The sequence below is a fragment of the Pseudomonas sp. ES3-33 genome (assembly GCF_000952175.1).
Lineage (GTDB): Bacteria > Pseudomonadota > Gammaproteobacteria > Pseudomonadales > Pseudomonadaceae > Aquipseudomonas > Aquipseudomonas gregormendelii.
In genome coordinates, this window is record NZ_JZRI01000008.1 from 81,610 (window position 1) to 103,278 (window position 21,669).

Below are 21,669 nucleotides of genomic sequence, written 5' to 3' on the forward strand. Positions count from 1 at the left end.
GATGCTCTTGGGCACTCACGTGTTCGCCAGCGACGCGGCCTCGCTCGATCCACAGCAATCCCAAGTGTTTCGCGCCTGGTTCGTACGCATCGCCCAGGAACAGTTGGTGCAGGGCCCAAGCCCCCGCTGGTATCAGCAGGACTGCGCCGGGCTGGTTCGATTTGCCGCCAACGAAGCCCTGAAGGTGCATGACGACAAATGGCTGCGCAGCAATGGCCTGTCCAATCGCTACCTGCCGCCGGAATTGCAACTGAGTGAGGCGCAACGTGGCCTGGCCCGGCAGTGGCAGCAAGGTGGCGGCAAGGTCGGGCCCTACGTCAACGCGATCAAGCTGATCCAGTTCAACAGTCATCTGGTTGGCCGTGACGTGGCTCAGGCCCGGCCCGGCGACCTGATGTTTTTTGATCAGGGTGACGACCAGCACCTGATGATCTGGATGGGCCGCCACATTGCCTATCACACTGGCACCACCACCCCGACTGACAACGGCATGCGCTCCGCGAGCCTGCAGCAACTCATGACATGGAAGGACACCCGATGGATACCCGACGCAGCCAATCCCAACTTCATCGGCGTCTATCGACTGAATTTTCTCTCCCAATGATCGGTGCCCGCATGCTGCGCTTTCTGCCTTTGCTGTTGGTTGTGATGCTGCCTTTCCCGGTGGCTCATGCTGAAGACAGCGTCCAGCCAAGTGGCTACACGCCGGTGGCCGGCGAAAGTTTTTTCCTGCTGGCCGACAGCAGTTTTGCCAGCGACGAACCCGCAGTGGTTCGGCTCGAAGCCCCCGGGCGCGATTACCGCCGGTTTCGCATGGAGCCCTATGGCGGCGCGGATATCCGGGTGTATCGCATCGACAAGCCGCTGGACTTTCTCAAGCGCCAGAAGAACCTGCACCGAGTGGTCAGTGATGGCCAGTTCAAGGGCGAAGGCCTGTCGAACACCCTCGCGTACCTGTGGGATAACTGGTATCGCAAGTCCCGTCGGGTGATGCAGCGAGCGTTTTCCTACGAGTCGCGTAAACAGGTCACCGAGCAAGTACCGGAGCTGAAGATGGGCGCCGCCATGGCTGCGCCCACGCCCTACGATGCCCAGCCGCAGTTCGCCCTGATTCCGGGCTTGCCGGTGGTCAGCCAGTTCCGCTATCCGCTGTGGGAAGCCAAGCCGATCCAGCCGCCGCCAGGCGTCAACCTGGCCGGTTCCTCCAGCGATTTTGTCAGCGTCGCTACGGGCAACGTCTACATCCCGCTGGGTCATTTGAAGCCGGGTCTTTACCTGGTGGAGGCGCTGATCGGCAAGTACCGCGCAACCACCATGGTGTTCGTCTCCAACACCGTGGCCGTGAGCAAAATTGCCGGTGATGAATTGGTGGTCTGGGCGGCGCGCAAACACGAAGGCAGCTCGGTGCCGAAGGTTAACGTGCTGTGGACCGATGGTCTCGGCGTGATGAGCAGCGGCGCTACCGACGCCGACGGTTTGCTGCGCCTGCAACACGTCAGCCCTGAGCGTTCGTTCGTGATCGGCGAGGACGAGGAGGGCGGTGTTTTCGTCTCCGAGAACTTCTATTACGACAGCGAAATCTACGACACCAAACTCTATGCGTTTACCGACCGGCCGCTTTACCGGCCAGGGGATTGGGTGTCGCTGAAAATCGTCGGCCGCGAGTTCAAGAACGCCCGGGATTCTCTGGCGCCGACTGCTGCCGACGTCAACTTGACCGTGCTTGACGCCACCGGCACGGCGCTGCAATCGCTGGCTCTGAAGCTCGACTCCAAATCCGGTACCCAGGGTCGTTTCCAGCTGCCGGAAAACGCAGTGGCGGGCGGTTATGAATTGCGTTTCAGCTACAAGGATCAGGCCTACAGCAGTGCCTTTCGCGTCGCCGAATACATCAAGCCGCACTTCGAAATCTCGCTGAACCTGGCCAAGCAGGATTACCGCACGGGCGAGCCGGTGAAGGGCAGTCTCGTGCTGTTGTACCCGGACGGCAAACCGGTGGCCAACGCCAAGTTGACCCTGAGCCTGCGCGCCCAGCAGTTGTCGATGGTCGACAACGAGCTGCAATACCTCGGGCAGTTCCCGATCGAGCTGACCAGCACCGAACTGACCACCGATGCCAAGGGCAACGCGACCCTCGACCTGCCGGCCGCCGACAAACCGAGCCGCTACATGCTCACGGTGTTCGCCAGCGATGGCGCGGCGTATCGGGTCAGGACCACCAAGGAAATCCTCATCGACCGTGGTGCTGCAAGTTTCAGCTTGCGTGCACCGCAGCGCTTCAGCGCAGTCGGCGACAAGGTTGCCTTCGGCTACGCCAACGAAAGTGCTGGCGAGCAAAGCAAAGCCGTGACCCCGAGCAGCTACAGCTGGGTGCGCCTGGAAGACCAGACCACCGGCGACGGCAAACTCGGCGCCAAAGACCAAGGCTTCACTATCGCTTTCGACCGTCCGGGCACCTACAACCTGACGCTGAAGGATGCGCATGGCCGCGTCGTCGGCGCCACCGGTCATTCGGTCACCGGCGAGGGCGTCAAAGCCGTGCCGGGCACTGTGGAAATTGTCCTCGATAAACCCGAGTACAAGACCGGCGAAGAAGCCCTCGCCTTGATCACCTTCCCGGAACCGGTCAGCGATGCACTGCTGTCCCTGGAGCGTGACAAGGTCGAGGCCACCGCGTTGCTGTCCCGGGGCGGTGACTGGCTGAAGATGGAAAAACTCAGCGAGACCCAGTACCGCGCGCGTATCCCGGTGAAGGATAACTTTGCACCGAACCTGACATTCTCCGTGCTCTACACCAAGGGCGGTCAGTACAGTTTCCAGAACGCCGGGATCAAAGTGGTGACGCCGCAAATCGACGTGGCGATTGCCACCGATAAAGAGACGTACCAGCCGGGCGATACCGTGGCGGTTGACCTGTCCACGCAGTTCGCAGGCAAGCCAATTGCGGCGCACCTGACGGTCAGCGTCGTCGATGAAATGATCTACGCGCTGCAACCGGAAGTCGCGCCGACCATCGACCAGTTCTTCTACCACCCGCGCCGCAACAACGTGCGTACCAGCGCCAGCCTGTCGTTCATCAGCTACGACGTGGCATTGCCCGGCAGCCCAGGCGCGCCGGGCAAAGCCAACCGCAGCGAACGCGGGGTGAAAGTGCTGGAGCGCCCGCGTCGTGAAGACGTCGACACGGCCGCCTGGCAGCCGGAATTGGTGACCGATGCCAGCGGCAAAACCCGTTTCACCTTCAAGATGCCGGACTCGCTGACTCGCTGGCGTATCACCGCCCGGGCCATCGCTGATGACGGGCAGGTCGGGCAAAAGAAACAATTCGTGCGCTCGGAAAAACCGCTGTACCTGAAGTGGAGCGGCCCGGCCCGATTCCGTACCGGCGATAAACCGGATCTCGGTGTGTTCGCCTTCAGCCAGGCCGAAAAACCGGTCAAGGCTGAGCTGGTGATTCATTACGGCGGCGCCGACCAGCGCGTGCCGGTGACCCTGAACAACGGCATCAACTACATCGCGTTGCCGGCGTTTGCGCTTGTGAGTGGCGACTGGACCGCCGAACTGGTGCAGGACGGTAAAACCGCCGACGCCCTTGCCGTGCGCCTGACCGCGACCGGTGAAGGTTGGCAGGTCACCCAGAGCCAGGTCGTGGATGCGCTCAGCGGTGATACAGCGCTGACCTTGCCGGCGGACGCGACGGATATTCGCCTGCGCCTGGATGACAGTCCGCAGGCGTTGTTCCGCTCGGCGCTCGATGATTTGTTGAGTTATCCGTACGGCGGCGTCGAGCAAACCGCCAGCCAGTTGTTGCCATTGAGCATCGCCTATCCATCGCTGTCGTCGAACCCTCAGGTCCGCGATCGCTTGCGCCTGATCATGCAAAACAGCCGTCTGCGCCTGGTGCAAATGGCCGGTCCTTCGGCGAGTTTCACCTGGTGGGGCCAGGACGGGGAGCCGGACGCCTTTCTTACCGCTTATGCCTATTACGCCGACTGGTACGCCAGCAAAGCGCTGGAACTGACCCTGCCGCCGGAGCATTGGCAGCGGGTGCTCGAGGTTTACGCCAAGCAAGCGAAGAACACGCCACTGCTGCAGCGGGCGCTGATTCTGGCTTTCGCCAAGCAGATGCAATTGCCGGTGAACACCTTGCTCAGCGGGTTGCTGGAAGACCTGACACAAGCAGGCGAGGGGCCGGCAGCGAACATGCTCGACGACGCTCAAGACAGCCTGGTCATGGGCGATCCGGATTCGGCGTTGGGCCTGTCGGTGGCTCGAGTGCTGGCGGCGTCCCTGGCCAACCAGCTGAAGGTCAGCCTGCCGGAGGCGTTCAATCGTCAGCTGGCGGACTCCCGGCAGCGCCTGGAGGTCAGTTCACAATCCTTTGTCGAAGCATTGAACCTGTTGCTGCAACCCTTCGATCAGACCCAGGCGCAAGCCTTGCTGCAACGCCTGCTGCCGCAACAATCCACCCTGGAACGCGCTTTGGCGCTGACCTGGCTGGCGCGCAGCATTGAACAGGCCTCGCCCACCATCGCGCTGGCACCGGGAGACGGCTGGAAGAAACAGCATAGCGCTACCGGTGAGCTGTACTGGACGTGGCAGGGCGCTACGCCGGTGCCGACAGTGCTGACGTTGTCCGGGACACAGGAGCGGCCGTTAAAAGCCGCGCTGAGTTTCCAGACGCGGCAGCCGCCAGCCGATCCATTGGCCGTGACCGTTACCCGCCGTTTGTCACGACTGGTGCCCGGTGACGAAGCCTTCACCTTCAAGCTCGAGCCGGTGAACGGCAAGCCGTTGTCCAGCGACAGCCTGTACCTGGACGAAGTGATCATCACCAGCAAAGCGTCGAAACCGCTGCGCTACGGCATGATCGAAGTGCCGCTGCCACCGGGCGCCGATGTCGAGCGCACCACCTGGGGCATCAAGTTGATGGGCAAGGCCGGCACCGAACCGACTTCGCTGGAGAAGGCGCGTTTCGAACCGGGGCAAATGGCTTACGCGATTCCGGTGGATGCCTTGAGCGGCGAATTGCGCGTGCGTCACCTGGTGCGCTTCTCGCAGAAAGGCCAGTTCAACCTGCCGCCAGTGCGGTTCACCCAGATCTACGCGCCACAGCACCAGGCCGAGGAACAGAAACCGGCGCTTGGCCAGGTCATGGTCCACTGACATGACCCGGCCTCTGGTCTGGCTACTGCTGTGTTTGCTCCCTGCGCTGGCGACAGCGCAGGACGAACCGCTGCGGCTGGGCTTCAAAGGTGACTTGCTGTCGTTGAGCCGGACGCAATTGATCTCCCGCGAGCCGTTGCCTTCAGATCTGCAGACGCCGTTAGGCAGTGTGTGGAAGCTATTTGTCTACGCCTGGCTGGTGGATACCGGCGCCCATGAATCACCTTATGAATGTCGCGGGCAGTCGAAGGAAGAAGTGTATTGCTGCACGGCTGGCGGCAAGATCGGGCGTGATCAGGCGTTGGTGAAGTCCTGCGGGCTGTACTTTGAGCCTGCGCGGTTGGGCATTGCGGGCGCTGAATGGCGCACGTATTGGCAGGCACGGCAGGCACCGCAGTGGTTGCTGAACTTGCCGTCGTTGCAGCCTTCGACCCGGGTTCCGGTCGTTGACTTGCTGCGGATGCTGGCCGTAATGCCCGCGCAGGATCAGGCGCGGCGGGTGTTGCTCGATGTGGTGTTGAACGCGGCGGACGGCAATGTCGTCGGTGAACTCGGCGGCCGGTTGCGGGTGAAAACCTGGAGCTGGCTGGGCGATCAGGATCCGTCGTCGCGCCAGGGTGGTTTTGCCGGATGGACAGTGGATGGCACGCCGATCTGGGCCGGTGGGCGCGGCACCAGTCAGATGGTTCTGCGCAAACATGGCCAGGCCCTGGCCGCAGTGTTGCCGGTGGGTTGGCCGTTGGATGCGGGACGTTGCGTTGAGGTTGGTCTGTTTTCACGCTATCCGATCGGGCGCGTTCTGGCGGCGGATCGGGTGGTTGCCGATGGGCCATTGCAGGGCGACTATCGCGTTGAGTTCGCTAATGGCAATCAGCTGGATATCCACAGCGACGGTGAGCTGTTTCTGCTCAAGGACAAACTCGTTGCGCGCCTGGACCGCGAAGAATACGTCGCCCGTGTCCTGCAACGAGAAGCCAAGTCCGAACCTGTTGAGGCTGCCAAAGCCCTGGCCATCGCGATCCGCACCTACCTGCTGCAAAACGCCACCCGCAGCGGCGACTGCCTGAGCATCGACGACAGCAGCACTCGTCAACGTGTCGCCCCACGCCCGGCCACCGCCGAATCGCGCAACATCGCCGCGTGGACCAGCGACCTGGTCCTGGCCGGCAGTACCGTCACCTATCACTCCGACCAGCCCGGCCCGGACAAGCTCTCCTGGCAACAAGCCGTCGAACAAGCCAACGCCGGCCAGCGCTACGACGCCATCCTGCTGCACGCCTACCCGCGCGCCAGCCTCAGCCGCTGGGACAACCCCGTCGCGTCCTGTGAAGCCCTGCCCGCCGCCCAGGACTGGCTGCAAAAACAGCGGCGAGGCTGGCGTGCGCGGCTGGACAGCGAGGTCGGCTACAACGAAGTCAGCACTTTCGCCGTCTGCCGCCTGGCGTTCGGCCGCCCCTACGTCGACCGCGAACGCCAGCGGCTCTATGTGCGCGGCGTGCTGTCGCTGCAGGATCGTCTCGACCTGACTCATGAATACCTGCACCTGGCCTTTGAAGTACATCCCAACGGCCAGGACGAAACCTACATCGAAGGGCTTGCCCGTCACCTGCTGCTGGAATAGGCCATGAAACTCCGTTATTCACCGATCATCCTGTTCCTCTGCCTGTTGCCGACAATGGTGGCGGCCCAGAGCGCCGTGAAACTCGACACCCCCGTCGGCGGCTGGCGCACCGGCGCGCCCGAGGGGGAGGGCGAGCGTTTCCGCCAGACCGTCAACTACCCGGCTTCGTCGGTCAACACGCCAGCCGGCCAGGCCAACACCGCCCGCATCAGCGGCCAGATCAAGGCCACCCCCAAATCCACCGAGCCAGGCCGCCTGATCGTCAACGGCGTCAGCATGCCCCTGAAGATCGACGACGCCGGCCGCTTCGATCGCCCGTTCTCATTCCCCAACGGCAGCAACAGCGTCGAAGTCCGCAGCCCCGACGGCCAGCAGCGCCACCGCACTCAATTCCTCAACACCAGCGGCGGCGCCACCCCGGCCAAGCTGCGGGTGCTGCTGGCATGGGACAGCGACAACACCGACCTGGACCTGCACCTCATCACCCCGGACGGCGCCCACATCTGGTACGGCGACCGCGCCGTCCCGAACGGCGCGGCGCTCGACGTCGACGTTACCACCGGCTACGGCCCGGAAATCTTCGCCATGCCGGCACCGATCAAGGGGCAATACCTGGTTTACGTGAATTACTTCGGCGGCGGGTACCGCAGCGATGACGAAGGTCAGGAAGATGCCGTGCAGCCGCTGACGACGGCGCAGGTGACGGTGATTACCGAGGAAGGGACGCCGAACGAGAAGATGCAGACGTTTGTGGTGCCGATGCGGGCGGTGGGGGAGTTGACGTTGGTTAAGGGGTTTAGTTATCCGTAAGGCTCGGATAGTGCAACCGCAGCGTTTACAGGCGGTTGCGCCCATCAAATTTGTAAGTCTGTTCCCTCATTGAACATCGTCCTCTGAGGATGAGTCATCACTCGCCAGCTCGCGCTCGATCTGTTCGATGCTCGGCAGGCTGGTTTGCAACTCGGCCGGCAGGGATTCCACTAATTGGTACTCGGCCACGCCGATGGGGCGGGCGTTATCACGCAGGGCATATTCGGCCACGACCTTGTTCTTGCTCTTGCACAGCAGAAGACCGATGGTCGGGCCGTCTAGCGGGTGCTTGAGTTGGGCATCCACGGCAGTCAAGTAAAAACCAAGCTGACCCAGATGTTCAGGTTTGAACTTGCCAGCCTTGAGTTCGATCACCACATAGCAACGTAGTTTGAGGTGATAAAACAACAGGTCGATAAAGAATTCGTCACCGCCTACGTCCAGTAGCACTTGCTTGCCTACAAAGGCAAAACCCGCCCCCAGTTCCAGTAAAAAGTCGGTGACGTGTTTAATCAGCGCGTTTTCGATCTCGCGCTCCTGGGCATCAAGCGTCAGGCCCAGGAAGTCTAAACGGTAAGGATCTTTCAGTGATTCGCGGGCAAGGTCGGATTGCGGTTTGGGCAACTGGCTATCGAAGTTACTGACCGCCTTGCCGCTGCGCTCCAGTAGACCAGTCTCGATCTGCATCACCAAAATATTGCGCGACCAATTGTGCTCGATAGCTTGTGCGGCATACCAGCGGCGAGTTTAGGGTCGTGAAGCTTGTCTATCAACATCAGATTGTGACCCCAAGGCAATTGTGCAGCAGCTTGTTGCACAAATTCCGCGTCTGGCCACGCCTCGGCAAACGCGCGCATGTATTTGAGATTGCGTGGAGAAAACCCCTTCATATCAGGAAAGGTAGCGCGCAGATCCTGAGCCAAACGGTCGACCACCTTGGTACCCCAGCCCTGTTGCGCTTGACGCGCCAAAATATCCTTACCGATCTGCCAGTAGAGCAGCACCAGTTCGCGGTTCACCGCCAGAGTGGCGCGCTGTTGGGCGTGATGGATTCGGGCTTTGAGGTCGGCCAGCCAATCACCATAGCCTTCGGGTGGCGTGCTCAGGCTAGCGGGGTGGTCGCTCATGCGTTTTTCCCTGATGATTTTTTTCGGCGCGGCCTTCGCCACGTGTGCCGCTATGCCGGTTTAGAGGTCAGTCGTGAAGGTCGAAGATTAGTCAGCCCAATTGTCAGGCGCAAGCAGTTGGGGCTTTCTCGGAAGTTTCCTTCAAAAGAAAGCGAAAATGCTTACTTTCAGGCCATTATTGCTCAATGCGCGTTTGTGGTGCCGATGCGGGCGGAGGGAAAGTTGACGTTGGTTAAAAGGTTTAGTTGTCCGTGAGGGGATTTCGGCAGTGTTGCTGAAAGTATTCCTTTGGCGACGCGGCCGCGTGCAAACCTCAAGAAGTAAGCAAAATCCTATAGATATAAAGAATGTTTACGCTAATGCTCGTCAGGTTTGCCGGTGCGCAACGCTGCATGGAAATTAAAATACCATCCAGATGTTCGCCACATTTTTTCTACCATCGTTCTAAAAACGTTCCCTACTTGCTTGGAGATTCTCTGATGCTATCGCGCGTCATAACCCTATCATTGCTCGCCGGCCTGGCGTCTCAGGTCAATGCCAGCTGTGACATGCCGGACTCACTGGTCAATCAGACCATGATCAATGTGGCCGATCCACTTTATTCGCCGAGTAATCCCAATGCCGGTAATCAAGTTCGGTTAACGCTCAACGATGGAAGTTATCAACTTGAGGTGCTCGGGACGCCGATCGTGTCCACAGGCGAATATGTCTACCGTAAACATGCGCGCGACCTGGGGCAGTTGGTCATGCGAGAAACTTATCAGGGTGAGCCGGTGAACTACACATGGACCCTGGTGTGTGAATCCAACCAGCGTGGCACTTTTGTCTTCAGCCAGCAGAACGGCCCCATCAAGCCGGACGTTCGCCAAAACACCGGGCGCTATACGCTGGATGCGGCGAGTCGCTGACACGTTGCCGACAGGCTAAAGGTTGGCTTGTTGTACGCGTTCCCCTGTAGGAGCCAGCTTGCTGGCGATGGTCGTTAACGATAACGCGTGTGGGCTGGCTGAATGCGGCGTACTTGAGTCCATCGCCAGCAAGCTGGCTTCTACAGGTTTTGGGTAAGTTGTGTTTCCCGCGATGGCGTGAATACGTTCAGCGTGGGTGCGATCCCTGTGGGAGCTGGCTTGCCAGCGAAGGCAGCCTGACTGCCACCCATTGTCTTTCTGATGTACCCATTCATTACTGCGATAACGGCCGTCTACATGCTTATCAGTGCAGTAGGCAGCTTGGGCATCATTCACATTTAAATCCTGTGTAGGTTCGGGGTTAAGAATAATCTTATAGATGCAAGTCATGTTCTGCGATAGCACTCGTTATGTTCTACGGGGGTGAGGCAGTAAATATAAAGTAATATGTAATCACTTGCTGTATTGGTTTCTTCTGTTTTAGTTGTGTATCGTGTTTGGCTGTAGCCACTCCTGTTTTCCTACTGAAGAGTTTCTGCCTGGGAGCAACATGATGATAGTCCTGGAACCCATGTCCGCCGCTTCATTCGAGCGCTTCAAGGCTTACAGCATTGCCGATTTCGCCGCGCAGATGCAGCGCACCGGCGAGTGGGAAATTGATCGGGCGCCGGCCCTGGCCGAGGCGTCCTTTGCCCAGTTGCTGCCCGAGGGTTTGCTGACTGCGGACAACTATCTGTTCGATATCAAGGACAGGGCCCTGGGTGAGTGCGTAGGCGCCATCTGGGCTGGGGTGGTCGAAGAGGAACGGCGTGAAGGTTTCATATTCGACCTGGTGATCCATGAACCCTACCGGCGCCAAGGCTATGCAAAATTGGCGATGCGGGAAATCGAAGCTTTTTTTGTGACCCTGGACGTGCGCTCGATTGCGCTGGAGGTTTACTTTGATAATGCGGGTGCGCGGCGCCTTTACGATGAGTCGGGCTATCAGGTGACCAGCCAAAGCATGCGTAAAATGTTATGACTTTTTAAGCCTTGATCAAATGTCGTCAATGATAGTGCAGGTGTCCGCGTGAGATTTTTATCCCTATGTTGTTTGCTGTTTGGCCTCTCAGGGTGCGGGACTATCAACAGTGTCTTTGTTCCTGATCCTGTAGTGGTCTCTACGCTCAAGTGGTCACAGACCAATTGTGCCGCCTTGCCTCGCGTATTCAGTGGCTTTGTTTATGATTTATGTGTGTTGAATGGCCCTCCGCGCGCTGAAGCCGGTGTGCGTGGACTACATGTCAATGACACGCCCTTTATACTGTTCGATATCATGGCTTCGGCCGTATTTGATGTTGTCTTGTTGCCTTATACGGCTTATTACCAGGTTGCTCACGGCAATCTTGAGCTCCATTAGTTTTTTTGACTCAGGCGACGTTGGCGCGGCAGGCCACTGCCTCAGCTGCGCTGTCTGATCGGGCCTGCAGGCGTCTCGTTCAGACTTGGTCATTTCACCGCGCTGCGCGATTTAACCTAATTCCGAAAGGTGCTGCAAATCACCATTATCATATGGTCGACGTCGGTATTTTGTACAAATACTCTAATTTGAATAATTACTCTATCTTGCCGCTGCGCAAGCGGATAATAGGCATATCTTGGATAAGACAAGTACTAGATTTTGGGGGCGTGTAGTACTTGTCTGTCAGAATAGATTGTAAGTAAAAGATTGGTATTTTTTATTATTTGCTTTCTAGGACTTTTCCTAAAGGCGCCTTGGTGCGCTCTGCTTATCTTTGTGGGGTCAAACAGCCAATGGGGAATATTCGTTATATCGACGGTCTGAAATTTTTATATGTGGTGGTTTGCCATCTGGAACATCTTGAAGTTTTCCGTGGATCTAACGTGCCCGTTTTACATGGCTGGATCGTTTTGACTTAACTAGCGATTCTCTCAATCACAGGTAGTGAAATATGTTCAGAAAACTTGCGTTCACCCTTTCCTCGGTTGCTGTACTGATGAATTCTTCCCTGGCCATGGCCGCAACGGAAGAGGCTATCACTATTCAACTCAAGGCCAATGTGCCGGGTCCGACTTTCCATGTCCGTCCGCCAGCGAGCGAAGACTGGACCACCGTGCAGGAAATTCGCTGGGATGCCCAGCGCAAGCAACTGATTGACTGGAGCAAAAACCTCGAGGTCTTGAGTACCACGGCCGGCATCAATGCCAAGCTGGTCTCCGAGCCGGAGCTGATCAGCGGCTCCAACAAGATCAAGCTCGACGTGTTTGTCCACGGCACTAAAGTAAAAACCACCAGCGACGAAGTGGTTAACGCTGCAGATGCCTTGGCGGGCCGCCAAGTAGCATTTGAAATCAAGCCAGTGCCGCTCGCCGGCTCGGGTCGTCATCCCGAAGGCAACTACACCGGCACCGTGGCGCTGATCTTCGAGCCCGCCGCCGTCTCCAATCCTTGAGACGCCGCTAACTAAGCGTTTGATTAACGACTGCCTTACGCGGCTGGGGAGCCACTTGGCTCCGCCAGCCCGTTTTTTAACTTTATTTTCCGCCAAGAGAATTCCCTGCATGTTCCCGATGACGCCCATCGCGGCGGCGCTTGCGCTTTTTTTCTGTGCCGGTGCACTCGCGGCCCCCTCTGCCATCGGCACTACGCCTCGCAGTTTAATGGCCCAGGCCAAGGGTCTGCCCAGTGAATTCGAGGAACACTTTTTCGATGTGCCGCTGGCGGTTCGCGTCGAGGTCGATCAACAATTTCTCGGTGAGGCGATGATCGTGCTGTCGCGCGATGATCGCATCACCCTGCTGGACTTTACCGACGTCGCCGACAGTCGGGTCCCGGCCAATGAGCGCGACACCTGGGCGGCCTACCTGCAACAGGGCGTACCGCTGGGGGCCTGTGCCGGCAGTTGCACGGAGCAGATGCTCGCGGTGCACTACAGCCTGGAAAACTCGCTGGTGTCGATTGCCACCGAGCGCGCCGAACGTGACAGCGAGACGCCGCGTTTCTACGACCAGCCACGCGCTGGCAGTACCGGCCTGATCGTGCGCAACCAGTTGAACCTCAACGGCGGCCAGCAGCAGGACCTGGGCGGGCGCTACGGCCTGGAGGCCAGCAGCAGCCTGGGCAACTGGACCCAGAACTTCAACATGCAATTGGCGCGCATGGGTGGCGGCGATGACCAGCTCTATCACTCGGTGCACGAGCTCTACAGCCAGCGCGAGCTGCAGGGCAACTTCCTGCGCCTGGGCTATTTCACGCCCGCCTCCGAAGGCTTGAGCCGCCAGCCGCGGACTTTCGGCAACAGCCCGGACACCGCCCTGGGCGTCATGTACGGCAGCTCTGACAGCCTGGCCATCGACACCCCGACCCCCAGCGTCTACCCGATCTATGTCACCGCCAATCGCCTGGGCTCGGTGGAGATCTACCGCGACGGCCTGTTGATCAACACCCAGCCGGTGCCCGCCGGCTTGCAGACCCTCGATACCCGGTCGCTGCCCGGCGGTATCTATGAAGTCGAAGTGCGCCTGGTCGAAGACGGGCAGATCACTTCGACCAGCCAGGAGCTGGTGTACAAGCCCAACAACTGGCGCAACCCAGACGAACGCTGGCGCTACAACCTGTTCGCCGGGCGCGAGACCAAACTGCTGAGTAACTGGGAAGACGACAAGAACGACGCCATGACCGCCGGTGTCGCGTTGAACTACCTGCTGCACCCGCGGGTGGTGGTCGGCCTGTCCGGGCGCCAGGTCCGCGACACCCTGCAATATGGCACCTCGGTCGACTGGAGCCTGGCCGACAGCGTCAGCCTCTATGCCAACCTCTATCAAACCCAGGACTACGGCACCGGCGTCGATCTGCAAGGCCTCTACAGCTACGGTACCGGCAGTATTATCGCCAGCCATACCCGCAGTTGGCTGGACACCCGCAACACCTACGAAACCCTGCCCGACGGCACGCGCATTCGCCAGCGCAACGTGTTCACCGGCCAGACCAGCAACTCCTCGCTGTCGGTCAACCACCGCGTCAGCCAGAAAAGCTCGCTCAATGCGCGAATTTCCCACAGCGACGGCTACACCGAAGGCGTCGGCCTGGACGTGGGCTGGAACCAGCGCACCTACCTGTTTGGCAGCGATGGCAACTGGCGCCTGTCGCTGTTTGACCGCCCGGGCAGTTCCAGCAGCGGCAACCAGCGCAATCGCGGTGTCGACCTGAGCCTCAACCTGGCCCTCGGTGGCCCCGGCCAGCAGATCAGCGCCAGTATCGGCTCGCGCACCTCCCGTGACGGCGCCCGCGACAACAATGCCTCGGTCACCTATCGCAAGACCCTGCAGGATCACCTGCTGCAAAGCGTCTCCGCCACCGCCAGCACCGATACCTATGGCGTCGGCGTATCCGGCACCGCGAGCTTCCTCACCGAGGCGGTCAGCGGCGATGCCTTTGCCCAGCGCTCGTCCTATAACGGCAACTTCACCGGCGGCCTGAACCTGGACAGCACCTTCGCCATGAGCGGCCTGCAGATGGTCATGACCAGCCAGTCCAGGGGCGATGGCGCCGGCATGATCATCGACGTCGAATCCGACCTCGAACACATCGCCCTGCGCGCCGACGACCTCAGCGGCGGCAGTATCCGGTTGCACCCGGGGCGCAACTTCGTGCCGATCACCGCCTACCGCAACAGCACGGTCAGCTTCGATTTTGAAGGCAATAACGTGCCGGCCGCCAGCATCCAGCCGGTGCGTACACGCTATCACCTGAACAAGGGCGGCGTTGAGTACCGCAAGATCACCGTCAGCAAGACCCTGACCGTGCTTGGCCGGCTGCTCGACCCGCAAGGCCACCCGCTCAAGGGCCACCACGTGATCAACCACGCCAGCCGTGGCGTCACCGAAGTCGATGGCTTCTTCTCGATGGAAATGAGCGCCAGCGCCCCGACCCTGGAAGTGCGCCACAACGACCAGTTGCTGTGCCAGTTCCGACTCGACCCGGCGGCGCAACCGACCGAGCAGGATGTGTTGATGATTGGTGATTTGCGCTGTTCGCCGGAGACCCTGGCGGATGCGACTTATAAAGCAGAGAAGGCTGGGTGATGATTTTCCTCATGAGTGTTGTTAAAGGGTATTTCCATTGGCTAGTTTAAGTACTTTTGTTGCGAGAGTTTGCCGTTGGTTATTGCGTGGTGGGTTGACCTGTTTCGTTATTCCGGCTTCGGCTATGCAGATCGATATCACCGCAAAATTTGCACCGGATCCTGCAAATCCGTACATGAATAAATTCAAAAATACGACGCCGAACAGTGGCTGGTGTGCGTTTCGCAATCAATGCCTAAGGTTGCCAATCAAGTTTGAGTCCAATGCTGAAATTGTGGTCCGGCATTCGGTTCGCCGAGGGCCGATGTTTAAAGTGCCGAGTGATTGGCAGGCTGTTGAGATTCGCCACAAAATAACGGGGGAATCGAAGTTTGTAAAAATCCGAATCGCTGGTATAGGTTCAGAATATGTGGCCGATGATGTCAATGGTTTAGTGGGTGGTGGCGATTTTCGTGAGTCCCATCAGAAACTGTGGTTGCAAAGGGGCTGGCAAGGCGCCCCGCGCCCATGCCGTGATGGTGGGGTTGGTTATAGTAATGAATACATCTTTGGTTTTTTTTGGCAAACACCGGTGGCAGGCGTTTGTGCTAAAACGGCCGCATTCGCTATACCCTGGATGAATTATAACTATCTGGATATTAACTACGAGCTGGATCTGCCGTCTCCTTTGGATATGTCCTCGGGGAAATATGGCGGGCAGTTAAATTTAACAATCGGCCCCGGTGGTCATTTTGATATGGGCGACGTGATGATTCCAAGCGATGATACGCTCACGATGAATTTCACGTTGGATGTAAGGCATGTACTGCACGTTGAAATTCCGCCGGGTGGTAATCGGGTGGAACTGTTGCCTGAGGGGGGCTGGCAGGCGTGGTTGCAAAATCCCGCTCGGCTCCCGGGTAAGTTATTTCGGGATCAAACATTCCATATATGGACATTTTCACCTTTCAAAATGTACCTGGCATGCGAGAGTTCAGCGGATAATCCCTCGCTGTGTAGTTTAAAAAATGAGCGCAATGATCAGGTGCCTTTGGATGTAAGGGTTAGTTTGCCAAGTGGTTTTACCGATAATCAAGGGCTGTCAATAAGTCGAAGGGCGCTTTATAAGAATCATTCCGATAATGTGTTTTATCCCGGGTTTTATGTAGTGCGGGGTGCAGCAAAATTATACTTTGAGGTTAGGGGGGCGCAAGTAAAAAACATGCTCACGAACCACCCGGGTACTACCTACTCAGGCACCGTTACGGTTATCTGGGATTCGGAGGTTTAATTGATCTCTAGTTTTTATACAACGAACGAGGCTCACTCATGAATCGCCTGATAATGCTATTTGGTTTTTGCTGTTTTCCTTTACTTGCCCACGCCGGCCCGCAAATCAATGTCGGCGTGGTCTACGACTACCTCGACGGCGAAAAAAGCACCTACCTCAAGCGGGTGTTCAACGGCGGCGACGCCACGGCCTTCGTCAAGGTCAATATCCTGGAAATCGTCTACGACGCCGAGGGCAAGCCCCAGGAAGTGCCGGTCAAGAACCAGGCCGATGTGGTGGCCCGCGATGGCCTGATGGCCAGCCCGGCGCGCCTGATCGTGCCGGCCAATGGCATGCAAGGCACCCGCTTGCTGTATATGGGCGAGCGTGAGCAGGAACGTTACTTCCGCGTGCGCTTTATCCCGGTGGTGCCGGAGCAGGAAGACCAGTTTGCGGTGTCGAGTGAAGATCGCGAAGAGTACAAAAAGGAGTTGTCGGCCGGGGTCAATATCCTCGCCGGTTACGGCACGATCTTTTTCGTGCGCCCCAAGCACACGCGCTTTGATACCAAGGTCGACGACAGCAAGACCCATTACACGCTGCGCAATAACGGCAACAGCGTGGTGATCGTCGATCAGTTCAAGGACTGTTCAAGCAAGAGTGAACAGGACTGCAACCCGGTGACCAAGCACCACATCCTGGCCGGGCGCGAGTTCAAGTTCGACAAACAGGCCGGTCGCGAATACCGCTTCAAGCTGGTTGAAGGCGAGAAGAAAAAGACCATCGAGGTCAAGGGTTGATCCCGGCGCCTCGCATTGGCGAGGTGCCCTGAAGTCACAGGTATTTGCCATGTTCAAGACACTGATCACCGCCGTGCTGCTGTTGACCAGCACCTTTGCGCTGGCCGCCCGCCAGGAACACGAGTTCGAGGTCTCGGTGCGCGTCCCGACCTTGCAGTTCTACGTGACCCCCACCGACCCCGGCTGGATGCACCAGGAGCAGGTACTGCCCTGGGATGTGCGCAGGTCGACCCTGGGCGGTTTGCGCAAGGAGTTTGACGTGCTTAATGACGGCGGTGCGGTGAGCGCCAAGTTGGTGAGTGCGCCGTATTTATCCAATGGTAATGCGCGGGACAATATCCAGTTGAAAGTGAAGTTCAACGGGGTAGAGCTTGATGCGCAAACGTACAAACAAGTTGTCTCGGCGCAGGATGCCAAGGTGGGGAGTCGGGTGCAGTTGGAAATTATCCCGCAGATGACGGCTGGGGGGTACAAGCCGGGGAGTTACTACGGTAACGTTAATATGATTTTTAATGCCACTGCTCCTGGCGCTTGAATGGGATTTTGAGCGACCTATCTATGAAGAGTTTATTTAAGGTTTCTTTTTGGGCGGTGTTTATTTCTTTAGTCTGGGCGCCAACGGTCAGTGCCGTGACCAAAGAAATAAATTTGGTATTCTATGGGGCGACCGGTAAGTTGGTTAATGAAACGCCCTCGGTTTTCGATAGCGCTTGCGGGTCAGAGGTGGCTAACTGCATAAGGCTGCCTGTTAAATTTTCTGGAGGGCCTATTGCGGCTGATCATGATGTCCGCCAGGGCCCCATGTTTAGCGCGCCCACCCTGTGGAAGACGGTGCAGCTGACCAATGTTGAGGATAATGAAGTATCGTCCATTGATGTCAGAATTTCAGGTGTCGGCGTGAAGCAGCGATTTAATCAAAGCGTTACTGAATTGGTTCCCGGCTCTTCAGGGGTGCTCGATGCTCACAATAAGTTGTGGTACGGAGGGGGTTGGGGTTATGCCGCAGCGCCCTGCGAGATGACTGGACAGCACTCCTGGGATGCGACCTCATACCAAATATTCTGGAAAATGCAGTCTCCGGAAACGTGTACCAAACGCGCCAGATACCCGATTCCTGACCTCAGTTACGATCAATTCGACATTGGCTATGAGTTGCGTCTGCCCAAAGCGAAGACGATGTTCAACGGCACCTATACTGGGCGCATCAGCTACACCTTGGGGCCGCATCAGGATTTCGATATGGGTGACATCATGTTGCCGTCCGACTCACAGATCACGTTTGAGTTCACTCTTAGGGTGGAGCATGATCTGAAGGTCGATATTGATCTTCCGCCTGGCGGTAATCGCATTGAGTTACTCCCACGTGGGGGGTGGCAGCGCTGGTTACAAACGCAGCGTGTGCCGAAAGAAATAGAAAGAACGCAGCCCTTTCATTTTTCAACGACCGGGCCTTTCCGGGTGTCGGTGTTTTGTGATTTCGGTAACGCGTCGCGTTGTTCCATAAGCGGCGCTACTCCAACCATGCACTCATTACGATTTCGTAAACATATTTCATGAAGTGTCCGAATTAAAGAGTCTTACAATAAGTTCCACCCATCGATCTTATTGATGGCGGTGTATGAGTCTTTATGACAGGGAATGATGGATGAAGTGGTCAGGTGCGGCCGGTATGCGGCGCAATCTTGAGATGCCAGGGGCCCAGGGTGAACAGGCGTCGGGCAAGGGATTGTTGCGTGGTTTCCTGCGGATACTGGTGTTGATGATCGCCGGTTTTCAGGGGGAGGCCTGGAGCCAGTCCAGCGACTTGTTTACCGAGCAGGAACTGGCCTGGATAGCTGCGCATCCGGTGTTGACCATTGGCATCGACCCCGAGTGGCGTCCCATCGAATACATGGGGGACGGCGTCTACAGGGGGCTCAGCGCCGAGTATATGAAGGCGGTCGCCAGAGTGTCCGGGCTGGAGTTTCGCCTGGCACCGCCGGTAGGCTGGGCGAGTGCTACCGAGGCACTGCTTGAGGGACGTGTCGATCTGCTTCCGGCTGTTTCCGAATGGCTGGCGCCTCCGAAGCTGCGGCAACGGATCGCTTACAGCGAACCGTACTTTGTCGGCTCGACCCTGATCGTCACCCAGGCGAGTTCGCCGGTTATCTTTGATCCGCGCCAACTCAGCGGTAAACGGGTTGCCGTCAAGGGCGGGGGCAGTTACGAACAAAGCTTGCGCGCGAGTTACCCCGACATCGACCTGGTGGTAGTTGATAGTCCTGCTCAAGCGCTGGAGCAGGTCGCCATAGGCCACGCCTACGCGGCGGTCGATATCGAAGCGGCACTGATTCCGATCCTGCAGAAACGCTACTTCGATACCCTGCACGTGGCGGGTTCTCTTCCGGATATGCTCGCGGTGGTCAGGATTGGTACGCGCATTGGAGATCAGTTGTTGATCTCCATCATCGACAAGTCGCTGGCTTCGCTGACCGCGAAGGAGACCGACCTGATGCTGGCGCAATGGGTAAGCACCACCAATTACAAGCTGCCTTCGTGGTCGACGATGCTGCATTACTACGTGTGGGAGCTGGCACTCGCCGTCATCTTGTTGCTCGCCTTCGTTTTCCTGTTGTTGAGAGCGTACAGGGCTCGACGCCGTGCCGAGCGCAGCGAGCGCGACAAGGCCATGTTCCTTGCGGTCATGAGCCATGAAATCCGTACGCCGATGAATGCCGTCCTGTCGTCGGTGGAGTTGCTGGGGCGCAGCAAGTTGTCGCCTGACGACGCGTTGTTGGCCAAGGTCGCCGTCACCAGCGCCAATTCCCTGCTGGGGCTGCTGGACGATGTGCTGGATTTTTCCAAGCTCGAAGCCGACAAGCTGGAGTTGCGCTGTCTGCCGACTGATTTGCAGGCTCTGATTCAGGACGCGTTGAGTATCGTCGAGTCGCGGGCCCAGGAAAAACGCCTGCGGTTGAGCATGTCGGTGCGGCTGGATTCGCCACTGTGGCTGGTCATCGACGCCCAGCGGGTACGTCAGGTGCTGATCAATCTGTTGTCTAATGCGATCAAGTTTACCGAGGCGGGCTTGGTCAGCGTCGAGGCTGAAGTGACGGTCGACCCGCTTATCTGCGGAACCGGTCGGCTGCGTTTAGTGGTGTCGGACACCGGGATGGGTATCACCAGGCGCCAACAGCTGCGGCTGTTCCAGGCGTTTTCCCAAGTGGATGAATCCGTCACGCGCAAGTTTGGCGGTTCCGGTTTGGGGCTTACGATCTGCGCCAGCCTGCTGAAGTTGATGGGTGGCTCCATTCGACTGGAGAGTCAGTTCGGGCGTGGTACCCAGGTAGAGGTGCTGTTGAGTGCGCCCTTGGTCCCGCCTTTGAACAACCCGATGCACGAAGGGCATACCGCTCCGTTGTCGACGGGGGAGCGGCGTGCGCTAAGTGTGCTGGTGGTAGAGGATCATCCGGAAAACCAGTTTGTCATCAAGCGCCAGCTGCAGGCACTGGGGCACTGCGTTACGCAGGCAGAAACCGGGGAACTGGGGCTCAGCCTGCACGCCCGTTCGACGTTCGACATCATCCTGCTGGACTGCAATTTGCCAGACATAGATGGCTACGCATTTGCCGCGCGTGTTCGTCGACGGGAGGTCGAGACCCTGGAGCGTGTGCCGATCATAGCGATCTCGGCGCTGGTCGGCCCCGAGCACATGAGTGTTTGTTTCGAGGCTGGTATGGATGGCGTACTGGCCAAGCCATTGAGAATCGACCAACTGGGGCAAATCATTGACCTGTGGTGTGATGTCACGCCGCTGGCGACGGTCGATGCAGACGAGCCGCCTGGCGTTGAAGTTGATTTGCAACAGGCATTTATTGCGACCTCCAGCATGGACCTTGGGTATATGTTCCAGGCCCTTGGCGCCAGTGACTGGTTTCAGGTGGCCCGCCTGGCCCATCGTATTTCCGGGGCCGCCATGATGCTCGGGGTAACCGATGTGGCTGCTGCTGCGCAGGAGGTCGAGTACCTGGCAGCAGAGGCAGGGGACGCCCAGGGCATTGCGGCGGCAATCGAACGCCTGCGAGCAACAGTTAACTCTTTGTCATGCTTTGACATTGGGTGATTCGCCGTGGCCGGCAAACCGGTGTTGTCGATAGGCGCCCTCTGTTGCCCTTGGGTACCTGTCCCTGGGCGATCAAGGCCTTCGATTGGCGGGCGCGGTCTGGAGGTTGACTTGCACTAATGACGGGGCGAAAGTCATTCGTCCTGTCATTCGGGTTTTATTTGAAGCAGATCAGCATAAAGCTTTGAGAGGTATCGCCTGAAGGGCCTGCCTTACCCATATATGATGTGATTACGGTGACGCGATCGTGCCGTGGTGCTGCACCCAGTTTCGCTATCCCATAGAGCAGATCATCTTCGCCCTCGCTGGCAGTCGTGGATGCCGAGCAAAATGCGGGTGCTTCTTTATAGGTGTCGGGCTTGAAATTAATTTCGTAGTTTGCAAACCAATCTTTTTGGGAAAAGTATTTTACGCTATCGATCCATTCCGATGACTGACTGAGTACTTTTCCCTCTTTGCTGATCGAGGCGGTAAAGTACTCATTTTCTGCATGGGCTGAGAATGCTGTGCAGCTGATGCTTAGTACGGCCAGCAGGGCAGAATTTCGCAATACTTTATTTGGGTTCATAGTGTGCCTCCAGAAATGTGGTGCCTGCCAATAATTTACAGGGCAACGCAAACCTAAGTTGAGATAGGGTTGGGGTCAATTGCTGTAAAGTATCTGAATATAACAACTGTACATGTTGAAAATTTTTTGCAGGCGCCAAGGTGGGTCTTTGGTATGGATGATTAATGACGGTTGGGTTGATGATGTTTTTACATGTTGGGATTTTTTCGAGTTCGAAGTGGATTGATTTTTGG

The 21,669-nt window shown here is 57.9% G+C and carries 15 protein-coding genes and 1 pseudogene; 14 read left to right on the forward strand and 2 right to left on the reverse strand.

The features are described 5' to 3' along the window. The first annotated feature begins 1 nt into the window (after window position 1). Genes UB23_RS01165 through UB23_RS01180 form a run of 4 tightly spaced genes read left to right on the forward strand, consistent with a single transcriptional unit; the run spans window position 2 to window position 7,597 of the window. On the forward strand, window positions 2-604 hold the full coding sequence (locus UB23_RS01165) for a DUF1175 domain-containing protein (RefSeq protein WP_177328520.1): 603 nt from the start codon (window positions 2-4) through the stop codon (window positions 602-604). Beyond that, window positions 601-5,166 carry an alpha-2-macroglobulin family protein gene (locus tag UB23_RS01170; protein ID WP_082069099.1) on the forward strand — a complete coding sequence of 1,522 codons (4,566 nt, stop codon included), beginning with the start codon at window positions 601-603 and terminating at the stop codon, window positions 5,164-5,166. Before UB23_RS01165 ends, UB23_RS01170 begins: the two co-directional genes overlap by 4 nt. 1 nt (window position 5,167) lies before the next feature. Then, window positions 5,168-6,787, forward strand: coding sequence for a DUF2300 domain-containing protein (locus tag UB23_RS01175; protein ID WP_045057512.1), 1,620 nt, complete (start codon window positions 5,168-5,170; stop codon window positions 6,785-6,787). A gap of 3 nt (window positions 6,788-6,790) precedes the next feature. Then, window positions 6,791-7,597, forward strand: a complete 807-nt coding sequence (locus tag UB23_RS01180; RefSeq protein WP_045057513.1) for a YfaP family protein — start codon at window positions 6,791-6,793, stop codon at window positions 7,595-7,597. 66 nt (window positions 7,598-7,663) lie between these two features. Here the strand turns inward: UB23_RS01180 and UB23_RS01185 are convergent. Beyond that, window positions 7,664-8,724, reverse strand: a pseudogene (locus tag UB23_RS01185) (PDDEXK nuclease domain-containing protein). Between the two features lie 479 nt (window positions 8,725-9,203). Between UB23_RS01185 and UB23_RS01190 the strand changes: the two are divergent. The 10 genes from UB23_RS01190 to UB23_RS01235 all read left to right on the forward strand — a co-directional run bounded on the left by UB23_RS01190 (window position 9,204) and on the right by UB23_RS01235 (window position 20,868). Beyond that, window positions 9,204-9,632 (forward strand): hypothetical protein, encoded by a 429-nt coding sequence (locus tag UB23_RS01190; RefSeq protein ID WP_045057514.1) that lies wholly within the window; start codon window positions 9,204-9,206, stop codon window positions 9,630-9,632. 550 nt (window positions 9,633-10,182) lie between these two features. Next, complete coding sequence (locus UB23_RS01195) at window positions 10,183-10,653, forward strand: GNAT family N-acetyltransferase (protein ID WP_082069100.1); 471 nt, start codon at window positions 10,183-10,185, stop codon at window positions 10,651-10,653. A 132-nt stretch (window positions 10,654-10,785) separates the two neighbouring features. Continuing rightward, window positions 10,786-11,031: a YceK/YidQ family lipoprotein gene (locus tag UB23_RS30040; RefSeq protein WP_269082863.1), complete on the forward strand. Its 246-nt coding sequence runs from the start codon at window positions 10,786-10,788 to the stop codon at window positions 11,029-11,031. A 553-nt stretch (window positions 11,032-11,584) separates the two neighbouring features. Then, entirely contained in the window at window positions 11,585-12,085 is a 501-nt protein-coding gene (locus UB23_RS01205; protein WP_052672953.1) for a CS1 type fimbrial major subunit, read from the forward strand. Between the two features lie 109 nt (window positions 12,086-12,194). Next, the gene (locus UB23_RS01210) at window positions 12,195-14,717 is read left to right on the forward strand and encodes a TcfC E-set like domain-containing protein (protein WP_045057517.1); all 2,523 of its coding nucleotides are present in this window, start codon (window positions 12,195-12,197) and stop codon (window positions 14,715-14,717) included. Window positions 14,718-14,841: 124 nt separating this feature from the next. Continuing rightward, a complete protein-coding gene (locus tag UB23_RS01215; RefSeq protein ID WP_236695810.1) occupies window positions 14,842-15,987 on the forward strand; it encodes a hypothetical protein in 1,146 nt (381 codons plus the stop codon). Between the two features lie 38 nt (window positions 15,988-16,025). After that, window positions 16,026-16,766 (forward strand): pilus assembly protein, encoded by a 741-nt coding sequence (locus tag UB23_RS01220; protein ID WP_045057519.1) that lies wholly within the window; start codon window positions 16,026-16,028, stop codon window positions 16,764-16,766. A gap of 49 nt (window positions 16,767-16,815) precedes the next feature. Then, the gene (locus UB23_RS01225) at window positions 16,816-17,301 is read left to right on the forward strand and encodes a CS1 type fimbrial major subunit (protein ID WP_045057520.1); all 486 of its coding nucleotides are present in this window, start codon (window positions 16,816-16,818) and stop codon (window positions 17,299-17,301) included. 23 nt (window positions 17,302-17,324) lie between these two features. Next, the gene (locus UB23_RS01230; RefSeq protein ID WP_052672954.1) at window positions 17,325-18,323 is read left to right on the forward strand and encodes a hypothetical protein; all 999 of its coding nucleotides are present in this window, start codon (window positions 17,325-17,327) and stop codon (window positions 18,321-18,323) included. Window positions 18,324-18,435: 112 nt separating this feature from the next. Continuing rightward, a complete protein-coding gene (locus tag UB23_RS01235; protein WP_236695811.1) occupies window positions 18,436-20,868 on the forward strand; it encodes an ATP-binding protein in 2,433 nt (810 codons plus the stop codon). Window positions 20,869-21,025: 157 nt separating this feature from the next. Here UB23_RS01235 and UB23_RS01240 read toward each other — a convergent pair whose 3' ends face one another. Then, a complete protein-coding gene (locus UB23_RS01240) occupies window positions 21,026-21,436 on the reverse strand; it encodes a hypothetical protein (RefSeq protein WP_052672955.1) in 411 nt (136 codons plus the stop codon). Window positions 21,437-21,669 lie beyond the last annotated feature (233 nt).